The sequence below is a fragment of the Cellulophaga sp. genome, from assembly GCF_039943695.1.
Classification (GTDB): Bacteria; Bacteroidota; Bacteroidia; order Flavobacteriales; family Flavobacteriaceae; genus Cellulophaga.
This window is the reverse complement of sequence record NZ_JBDVAA010000112.1, coordinates 1-9,489: the sequence shown is the minus strand read 5'-3', so window position 1 is coordinate 9,489 and position 9,489 is coordinate 1. Positions and strand designations below refer to the sequence as shown.

General features: G+C 32.4%; 12 protein-coding genes. 7 read left to right on the top strand and 5 right to left on the bottom strand.

From position 1 onward, the window contains the following. The first annotated feature begins 207 nt into the window (after positions 1-207). Genes ABJD66_RS07755 through ABJD66_RS07725 form a run of 7 tightly spaced genes read left to right on the top strand, consistent with a single transcriptional unit; the run spans position 208 to position 5,509 of the window. Entirely contained in the window at positions 208-789 is a 582-nt protein-coding gene (locus ABJD66_RS07755; protein ID WP_348130084.1) for a pseudouridine synthase, read from the top strand. Between the two features lie 49 nt (positions 790-838). Beyond that, positions 839-1,252, top strand: coding sequence for a DoxX family membrane protein (locus ABJD66_RS07750; RefSeq protein WP_348130081.1), 414 nt, complete (start codon positions 839-841; stop codon positions 1,250-1,252). Next, positions 1,252-1,845: a TetR/AcrR family transcriptional regulator gene (locus ABJD66_RS07745; protein ID WP_348130078.1), complete on the top strand. Its 594-nt coding sequence runs from the start codon at positions 1,252-1,254 to the stop codon at positions 1,843-1,845. Before ABJD66_RS07750 ends, ABJD66_RS07745 begins: the two co-directional genes overlap by 1 nt. A gap of 14 nt (positions 1,846-1,859) precedes the next feature. Next, positions 1,860-2,492, top strand: coding sequence for an NAD(P)H-dependent oxidoreductase (locus ABJD66_RS07740; RefSeq protein WP_348130075.1), 633 nt, complete (start codon positions 1,860-1,862; stop codon positions 2,490-2,492). Positions 2,493-2,502: 10 nt separating this feature from the next. Beyond that, positions 2,503-3,501 carry an NADP-dependent oxidoreductase gene (locus ABJD66_RS07735; protein WP_348130072.1) on the top strand — a complete coding sequence of 333 codons (999 nt, stop codon included), beginning with the start codon at positions 2,503-2,505 and terminating at the stop codon, positions 3,499-3,501. A gap of 34 nt (positions 3,502-3,535) precedes the next feature. Beyond that, on the top strand, positions 3,536-4,693 hold the full coding sequence (locus tag ABJD66_RS07730) for an iron-containing alcohol dehydrogenase (RefSeq protein ID WP_348130069.1): 1,158 nt from the start codon (positions 3,536-3,538) through the stop codon (positions 4,691-4,693). Between the two features lie 9 nt (positions 4,694-4,702). After that, positions 4,703-5,509 carry a type 1 glutamine amidotransferase domain-containing protein gene (locus ABJD66_RS07725; protein WP_348130066.1) on the top strand — a complete coding sequence of 269 codons (807 nt, stop codon included), beginning with the start codon at positions 4,703-4,705 and terminating at the stop codon, positions 5,507-5,509. Positions 5,510-5,650: 141 nt separating this feature from the next. Here ABJD66_RS07725 and ABJD66_RS07720 read toward each other — a convergent pair whose 3' ends face one another. From ABJD66_RS07720 to ABJD66_RS07700, 5 genes are all read right to left on the bottom strand, one after another. Continuing rightward, positions 5,651-6,100, bottom strand: coding sequence for a KTSC domain-containing protein (locus tag ABJD66_RS07720; RefSeq protein WP_303544297.1), 450 nt, complete (start codon positions 6,098-6,100; stop codon positions 5,651-5,653). 78 nt (positions 6,101-6,178) lie between these two features. Then, entirely contained in the window at positions 6,179-7,438 is a 1,260-nt protein-coding gene (locus ABJD66_RS07715; RefSeq protein ID WP_348130063.1) for an NAD(P)/FAD-dependent oxidoreductase, read from the bottom strand. 142 nt (positions 7,439-7,580) lie between these two features. Further along, positions 7,581-7,772 (bottom strand): cold-shock protein, encoded by a 192-nt coding sequence (locus ABJD66_RS07710; RefSeq protein WP_013622397.1) that lies wholly within the window; start codon positions 7,770-7,772, stop codon positions 7,581-7,583. 162 nt (positions 7,773-7,934) lie between these two features. Next, positions 7,935-8,441, bottom strand: coding sequence for a peroxiredoxin-like family protein (locus ABJD66_RS07705; protein ID WP_348130058.1), 507 nt, complete (start codon positions 8,439-8,441; stop codon positions 7,935-7,937). A gap of 132 nt (positions 8,442-8,573) precedes the next feature. Then, positions 8,574-9,489 (bottom strand): SDR family NAD(P)-dependent oxidoreductase (locus ABJD66_RS07700; protein ID WP_348130055.1); only part of this gene is annotated, 916 nt, incomplete at its 5' end.

The following is a 9,489-nucleotide window of genomic DNA, read 5'->3' as shown; positions in this document are numbered from 1 at the left end:
GTCTTTACAAGAGGCAAACAAAATAGTAACAAGGGCTACTGTGTATATATTTTTCATTAATAATAGTTTTTTTTAATTGGATATAAAGATACTTTTGTTACTAAGGTAACACTCTTAAAATTGTCTTAATATTTGTGGTATATAAAGCCAGCTATGAAGTCTAACTCTCTTTTATTCTTATTATTTTTGTACGTAAATTAATTTTTTATGTCTAATAGTCATCATATTCATTATAAAATGTATAAACCTTATGGTGTACTTAGTCAGTTGGCTAGTAATGACAATAATCAAATTAAAAAAAAGTTTTTATCTGAACTTTATAATTTTCCAAAGGGAATAATGCCAGTTGGTCGTTTAGATGAAAAGTCTGAAGGTTTACTCCTTTTAACTACAAACGGTAAGTTAAGTGATGACATAAATAGATCTGGAATAGAAAAAGAATACTACGCACAATTAGATGGTTTAATTACTTATGAAGCTATAGCTAAACTTGAAAAAGGTGTAGAAATTGGTTTAAAAGGAACTACTTATATAACAAAAACTTGCATTGCTAAACGTATTGAAGAACCTACAAATTTACCAACACCAAATGCTAAAATAAGACTAGGCAGACACAGACCAAGTAGCTGGGTTAGTATTTGTATCACCGAAGGTAAGTTTAGACAAATAAGAAAAATGACTGCAGCTGTAGGCTTCCCTACCCTACGTTTGGTACGTGTACGCATAGACAACATAATGCTAGATAACCTTACCACAGGAGAAGTAATTCCTATATTATTAGAAGACTAGAATTTAACGTTTTTGTTAATTTGATATTAAATATCGTTAAAAAAAAAGAATGAACATTCATTTTTATATATCTTTGTACACACAAAACAAAGACATGAAATTAATTTGGAACATTTTAAAAGTACTTCTTGCTGTATTTATGATATATGCAGGACTACAACATTTTGTAAAGCCAGATTTTTATAACCCTTTTGTACCAGATGTATTGGTATTTAAAACCTTTATAATCTATGCTTCAGGAATTTTAGAAGTTGGTTTAGGTGTACTACTACTTGTTCCAAAATTTGCTAAAAAAGCAGCTTTCTTCATATTTATATTAATGTTAGTTTTTTTACCAATACATCTTTGGGATGTATTTTCTAGCACACCAGCAATTGGTAGTCACCAAGCTGCAATAATAAGGTTACCAATTCAATTAGTATTAATTGCATTGTCTTACAAATTATATAAAATTAACGCATAATGGCAAAATTACAGAAAAGCATAGATAAGCGTAACGCCCTTGTTAAAGCAACTATAGAGTTGGTTAACAACAATGGTTTCCACGCTACACCTATGTCTAAAATTGCTAAAATGGCAAATGTTTCACCTGCTACAATCTATTTATATTTTGAAAATAAGCAAGACCTAGTAAACAAGACTTATATAGAGGTTAAAGAAAAATTTACAGCATATGCCTTTGCTACCTACAAAAAAGAAATGTCTGTAGAAGAAGGTTTTAAATTGATATGGAACAGAATTGCAGATTTTAAATTTAATAATACTGAAGAAGCTATGTTTTTAGCTCAGTGTGATAATACACCAATGGTAGACGAACCAAGCCGTGAGGAAGGAATTAAACATTTTCAGACATTATTAGATATATGGGAACGCGGAAGAAAAGAGGGTATACTTAAACAATCATCTGATTATTTAATGTATGCATATACAATTATTCCTCTATCGTTTTTAATTATATCACAAAAAAGAGGCGCAATTAAATTAACCGAAGAACATATACAAGAAGCATATTTATCTGCTTGGAATAGTATAAAAGCAATAAAAAACACAAATTAACATACATATACAATATGGAATTATTAGATAAATTAAATTGGAGATACGCTGCCAAAGCAATGAATGGAGAAATAGTTGCAGAAGATAAAATAGAACGTATTTTAGAAGCTGCACGTTTAGCACCAACATCTAGCGGTTTACAGCCTTTTGAAATTTTTGTAGTAAAAAATCAAGATATAAAAGAGCAAATTAGACCAATAGCTTGGAACCAATCTGTAATTACAGACTGCTCTCACCTATTAGTTTTTGCTGCTTGGGACACATATACACCAGAGCGTATAAATTATATGTTCGACTTAACAAACGAAATTAGAGGTTTTGAAAATGAAGGTTGGGAAAACTACCGTCAAATGTTGTTAGGTATGTACCCACAAAAAGACCCTGAAGAAAACTTTATACACGCAGCTAAACAAGCATATATTGCTTTTTCTCATGCAATTATGGCTGCTGCTTATGAAAAAGTAGATGCTACACCATTAGAAGGTTTTGAGCCAGATGCTGTAGATAAAATTTTAGGATTAAGAGAAAAAGGATTGCGTAGCGCAGTTTTATTACCATTAGGATATAGAAAAACAGAAGAAGATTGGTTAGTAAATTTAGTTAAGGTAAGAAAACCTATGACCGATTTAGTAACTGTAATAGAATAAAAACAATATTATGATTCAAACAATTTTATTAAAAAACAGACCTGTAGGGAAGCCTTTAGTATCAGATTTTGAATATGTAACAAGTGAATCTGATTTAAAAATTAAAGATGGTGAGTTGCTTTTAGAAACAGCTTACGTATCTGTAGATCCTTATTTAAGAGGTAGAATGAGCGATGCCAAATCTTACGTTCCTCCTTTTGAATTAAACAAACCAGTGCATTCTGGTGTTATAGCAAAAGTAATTGCTTCTAAAAATGAAAATTTTGCAGAGGGCGATTTTGTTTCTGGTATGTTAGACTGGAAAACACAGCAAGTATCTACAGGAGAAGGCCTACTAAAAGTAGACAAATCTAAAGCTCCATTAAGTGCTTATTTAGGTATTTTAGGTATGACAGGTTTAACTGCTTACTTAGGATTAACAGAAATAGGAAAACCTAAAGCAGGTGAAACACTTGTTGTTTCTGGTGCTGCCGGAGCAGTTGGTAGTGTAGTTGGCCAAATTGGTAAACTTTTAGGATTACGCGTAATTGGTATTGCCGGTACAGATGAAAAGGTTGAGATGCTAAAATCTAAATTTGGTTTTGACGCTGGCATTAACTACAACACTACAGAAAATATGACTGCAGCAATTGCAGAAGCTGCACCAAATGGTGTAGATGTTTATTTTGATAACGTAGGCGGACCAATATCTGACGCTGTCTTATACAATATCAACAAATTTGCTAGAATGATAATTTGTGGAGCAATATCCGTATACAACAATACAGAGTTGCCGCAAAGTGTAAGTGTACAGCCATTTTTAGTAAAAAATAGTGCTTTAATGCAAGGCTTTATTGTTTCTAACTACGCAGATAAATTTCCAGAGGCAATGAAAGAATTATCAACTTGGTTAGCACAAGATAAGCTAACTTATACAGAGACTATTGTAGAAGGTTTTGAAAATATTCCTGCTGCTTTTATAGACCTGTTTGATGGTAAAAACAAAGGTAAAATGATTGTAAAAATCTAAAAGATAGATTTTATCAACTTAAAAACTAAAGAAAATGAACAATTTTGAATACAAAAACCCAACTAAAATAATTTTTGGGAAAGATACAATTGAAAAATTAACTTCAGAAATACCAGCAGATGCTAAAGTTTTAATGCTTTACGGTGGTGGTAGTATAAAGAAAAACGGAATATACGACCAAGTAAAAACTGCTTTGGCAAAAGTAGATATGGTAGAGTTTGGTGGTATCCCAGCAAATCCTGAGTATGATACTTTAATGGAAGCTTTAAAAGTTATTAAAGACGAAAAAGTAACGTATTTATTAGCTGTTGGTGGTGGTTCTGTAATAGATGGCACCAAATTTTTATCTGCTGCTGCATTGTATGATGGTGATGAGCCTTGGCAAATGCTTAAAAATAAAGAGCGCCCTAGTAAAGGACTACCTTTTGGAACAGTATTAACATTACCAGCTACAGGTTCTGAAATGAATTCTGGTTTAGTTGTCTCTAGAAAAGAAACTAAAGAAAAACTTTCTATGGGCGGACCAGCATTGTTTCCAACCTTTTCTATACTAGATCCTCAAGTTATTACATCTATTCCAAAACGTCAATTAGCTAATGGTATTACAGATGCTTTTACACATGTTTTAGAGCAGTATATGACCTACCCAGTAGGCGGCCTTTTACAAGATCGTTTTGCTGAAAGTATTTTACAAACATTGGTAGAGGTTGCTCCTACTGTTGTAAAAGATCCAACAAATTACGATGCTGCATCTAACTTTATGTGGAGTTGTACAATGGCTTTAAACGGCTTAATACAACAAGGAGTTCCTGGAGATTGGGCTATACATATGATGGGGCACGAGTTAACAGCCTTGTTTGGTATAGACCACGCACGTACGTTAGCTGTAGTTACTCCAAGTCACTACAAATACAATTTTGAAGCTAAAAAAGAAAAATTGGCACAATATGCAGAACGTGTTTGGAATGTAACAGAAGGTAGTATAGACGATAAAGCTTATGCGGCTATAGAAAAAACTGAAGCTTTCTTTCACCAATTAGGCATAGATACTAAATTATCTGACTATACTAAAGATTACGAAGGTACAGCAGAAGAAATAGCAAAGCGTTTTACAGAGCGTGGATGGAAATTAGGCGAACACCAAGCCCTATTACCAGAAGATGCTGAGAAAATTGTAAAAATGGCATACTAAGTAATAAATATGAATTTAATTAAATCTGCAATTGTAGCATTAACTATAGTTATGGCTACAGCTTGCAACACTAAAAAAAACAATCAAGTTTCTGAAAAAGCTTTAGAGACAGTAAAAACTAAAAAAGAAAATAAAATGAAAGTATTATTTGTATTAACATCACACGATAAATTAGGTGAAACTGGTAAAAAAACTGGTTTCTGGGTAGAAGAATTTGCAAACCCATACTACACATTATTAGATAAAGGTGCAGAAATTACAATTGCAACACCAAAAGGTGGGGCTGCACCAATAGATCCTAGTAGTGATTCTCCAGACGCTGCTACAGAAGACACAGAGCGTTTTAACAAGGATGCAGAAGCAAAAGATAAAATTGCTAACACTAAAGTTTTGGCAGATATGAATGCTGATGATTTTGATGCTGTATTTTACCCAGGTGGTCACGGTCCTTTATGGGATTTAGCAAACGATGAAAAATCTATTGCTTTAATTGAAAAATTTAATGAGCAGAAAAAACCTGTAGCATTTGTATGTCACGCTCCTGCTGCCTTAAAAGGTGTTAAAGGAACAGATGGTAACCCATTAGTTAAAGGTAAAAAAATAACAGGATTTACAAATTCTGAAGAAGAAGCTGTGCAACTTACAAATGTAGTGCCATTTTTAGTTGAAGATATGCTAAAAGAAAATGGAGGTATCTACTCTAAAAAAGAAGATTGGGCTGCTTACGCAATACAAGACGGTAACTTAATTACAGGTCAAAATCCAGCTTCGTCTGAGTTAGTTGCTGATAAATTAGTTGCTGAATTAAATAAATAATTGTAGTTGTTTGTTTATAATAAAACGCCTGTAAAGTAGATCTTTACAGGCGTTTTTATTTAATTTAAAAAAATTTGCATTACAAAATATAATCTACTGTAAAACAAGTTTTTAACGTTAACAACTTAAATAAATAAGTTACTATGCTTCTTGCGTGTTTTTCTTAGACTTACGGTACATATAAGACTCAAAAATATTACGTTTTGCAAAACGATAAATCTTATCAGAATTAATCATTTTTACATATATTTTTTTAGGAACTCCAAAATACTCATAAGTAGTACCGTCTAAAAATGTTACTTCTAAAAGCTGACCATTATGCTGAAAATCTAAAATACCAGAAGTAGTTGTTAATGCTTTGTATTCTTCTGCATTAGCCACTTTAGTTTCTGGAGCTATACTTACAAGAAAATGGTAACCATCTATAATTTCTCTACTTTTAATTTCTGCTTCTTCACGCTTAGCGTCACCTTCTTGAAACTTATCTGGATGCCACTCTTTAACTAATTTTCTATAACTAGTTTTTAATGACTTAAGTTCTATGTTATTCTCAACAGAGAACATTTTCTTATATTGATTTATTCGTTTCATTCAGGTACTTTTTTTAAAACCAGCCGCGAAATTACGTCTTTTAAATTGATTATCAACCTATATAACAATAATAGCGTATTATTTTCTTTTGCTAAACGGTCTAATAATTAACCCCAAGGGTCTATCATAGGTAAAATAGTTCGTCATCCATCCTATAAAAGCAGATAATTTATTTTTAAACCCTACTAAAGACATAATATGTATAAACATCCAAACCAACCAAGCAAAGGTTCCTTGGAATTTAAATTTAGGCAAATCTACAACTGCTTTTTTACGACCTATAGTTGCCATTACCCCTTTGTTCTTGTACACAAAAGGTTCTAACTCTTTATTATTAGCTAATCTAATTATATTTTTTGCCAAGTGAGTACCTTGCTGTTGTGCCACTGGTGCTAACATTGGTAAACCTTTAGGCTCCTCCTTAGAGATATGCGCAGCCACATCACCTATTGCAAAAACATCTTTAGTTTGCACTACTTGGTTGTATGCGTCAACTGCAATGCGGTTACCTCCTATTATAGCCTCTTTTGGCAAACCTTCTATTGGAGCTGCTTTTACACCAGCTGTCCAAATTACAGTATCTGTATAAAAACTGTTATTACCTATTTGCAACTTATTATTCTCATAAGAGCTTACTCTAGAGTTTAAGTTTACGTTAACACCTAACTTGGTTAAATACAACAAACTCTTAGCAGAGGCTTGTTTAGACATTGCATTTAACAAGTTTGGAGAAGCCTCGTAAAGATTTATGCTCATTTTAGAAATATCTAGATCAGGAAAATCTTTAGGCAGCACGTGTTTTTTCATTTCAGCTAAAGCTCCTGCTAGCTCTAAACCTGCTGGCCCACCACCTACTATAGCAATATTTAAAATCTCATCTAATGGTTCTTTATCTTTTTTAGCTAAAGCTTTTTCTAAATTCTGAAAAATATAGCTTCTTAAATTTAAAGCATCCGGAATAGATTTTAAAGTTAATAGCTCATCTTTTATTGGTTCAAAATTGAAGAAATTATTTTGACTCCCGGTTGCTATTACTAAATAATCATAACTAATAGTACCAATAGTTGTATTTATCTCTTTGGTTTTTGTATTAACAGCAATAACATTTGCCATTCTAAAAGTAACATTGTCATATCCTCTAAAAATACGCCTTACTGGGTATGCAATACTATCCGGCTCTAAACCTCCAGTGGCAATTTGGTACATTAGAGGCTGAAAATTATGGTAATTATTTTGGTCTATTAGACGTACATCTACATTTTTGTTTTTAAAAGCTTTTGCTATAGTTATACCGCCAAAACCAGCACCTATAACTACTACTTTTTTTCTGTCTCCCATAAGTTTAAATTGTACTATAAATATACAAAATAAGGATGTTTTTATAGGTTGATTTAGACCTTGTTTTACGTTAATAATAAGACAAAAAAAAGAGTCTATTCTTGCGAATAGACTCTTAGCTTAAAGCTTTTACTAGTATATGTTATAAAACTCTTACGTTTGCTGCGTTTAAACCTTTTTTACCTTCTGTAACCTCGTATTCAACTTCATCGCCTTCACGAATTTCGTCTACTAAACCAGAGATGTGTACAAAGATATCTTTACCTGAACCTTCTTCAGTGATAAAACCAAAACCTTTTTCATCGTTGAAGAATTTTACTGTTCCTTTACTCATTGTATTGTATTTATAATAAATTAATTTAAAACAAAAATACTACTAATAATCATATCTCCAAAATTTATTTAAAGACTTTATAATCAGTTAACTTAAACTTAATATTACAAATTATTTTTTTAATCAACTGTCAACTACTATTTTAGATAAACAAATGCAAAATTATGCTTCTCCTCTAGCAGGGTAGTCAGCTTTTAAAATATAATCTATTCCACCTAAAACATCTCTAAATTCTGGACGTCCAAAAGGCATAGATTGTATAGACTCCCAGTAAACTGTTTGGTCTGGTGTAATTAAAAACAGCCCTGGTTCTGCAAAAAACTCAGGCTCTTGCTTTATTCCACTAGAAATAAATAATCCCCATTTTCTTGCTTCATCAATAGAAAAACTGTGTCCAAGCGGAATATCACTAATATCCCATTCTTTGTGTGTTGCTTTTGCTACCTCTTCTGTGTCTGTGCTAATGGCAATAACATTAACGCCACGCTCTGTAAATTTAGGAAGCGATTTTTGTAATTGCTCTAATTGTTTTTGACAAACAGGACAATGTTTACCTCTATAAAAAAGAATTAAAGTAAAGTTTTCTGGTGATTGTTCACTCAACTTCCAAGTGGTATCATTTACTAACTCTATACTTAATTCTGGGGCTTTTTCTCTAGGTTTTATCATTCTATATTATTTTTTATTAAACTTAATTTATTGATGTTACCATCAACTAATGTTAAGTTACAAAAAATGAAAATCAATATAGAGCGTTTAACAAAGCCTAACACAAGTTTAACGTCTCCTTAAATTTAAGTACTACCAATCTATAGGTCTGTAATCTTTTAAGAATTTACCGCTCCAATGTTTTCCTGTATTAATACCATCAATTAACGGATCCATAACACGTGCTGCACCATCTACAATGTCTAATGGAGGCTGAAAATCGTGTAATTCCGCTTTTCTTTTAGATAATTCTGCCGGATCTTCATCTGTAACCCAACCAGTATCTACAGCGTTAATATAAATACCATCTTTTGCTAAACTACCAGCGGCAGTGTGTGTAAGCATATTTAAGGCTGCTTTAGCCATATTGGTATGCGGGTGCCTATCTTCTTTAAAGAATCTATGAAATTTACCTTCCATAGCAGAAACATTTATAATGTGCTTTTTACCTGTATTTTCTTTCTTCATAACTTCAGAAAGTCGGTTGCATAATACAAACGGAGCAACAGAGTTTACCAATTGCACCTCTATCATTTCTGTAGTTTCAATTTCTCCAAGCTTTAAACGCCAGCTGTTTGTTTTACGTAAATGTACCTGTTGCAAATCTGCATCTAACTCTCCCTCTGGAAAAACTTCTGAAGTTTGTAATGAATTATCAAAACTATATGGTATTTGAGACAACTTTGCAGAAGCTCTAATTCCTATGCCTGGTTCTGGTCCGTGCCAAGTAACTGGCATATTTTTATTAGGAGATGCTCCAGAGGTTAACTCCTTTAACTCTTGCATACAACCCACATGATCTTGCAGTAAATCTGCAGCATACTTTGGTAAATCTGAAATTGGTTTTTCTTCATTAGCCATTAAGTGCGTGTAAAAACCTGCTGGCCTACGTACTGTTTGCGCTGCATTATTAATAAGAATATCTAAATTCTCGTACTTTTGTTCTATAAAATTACAGAAGATTTCTACACTAGGTATGTGTCTTAAATCTAAACCGTGAATTTTTAAA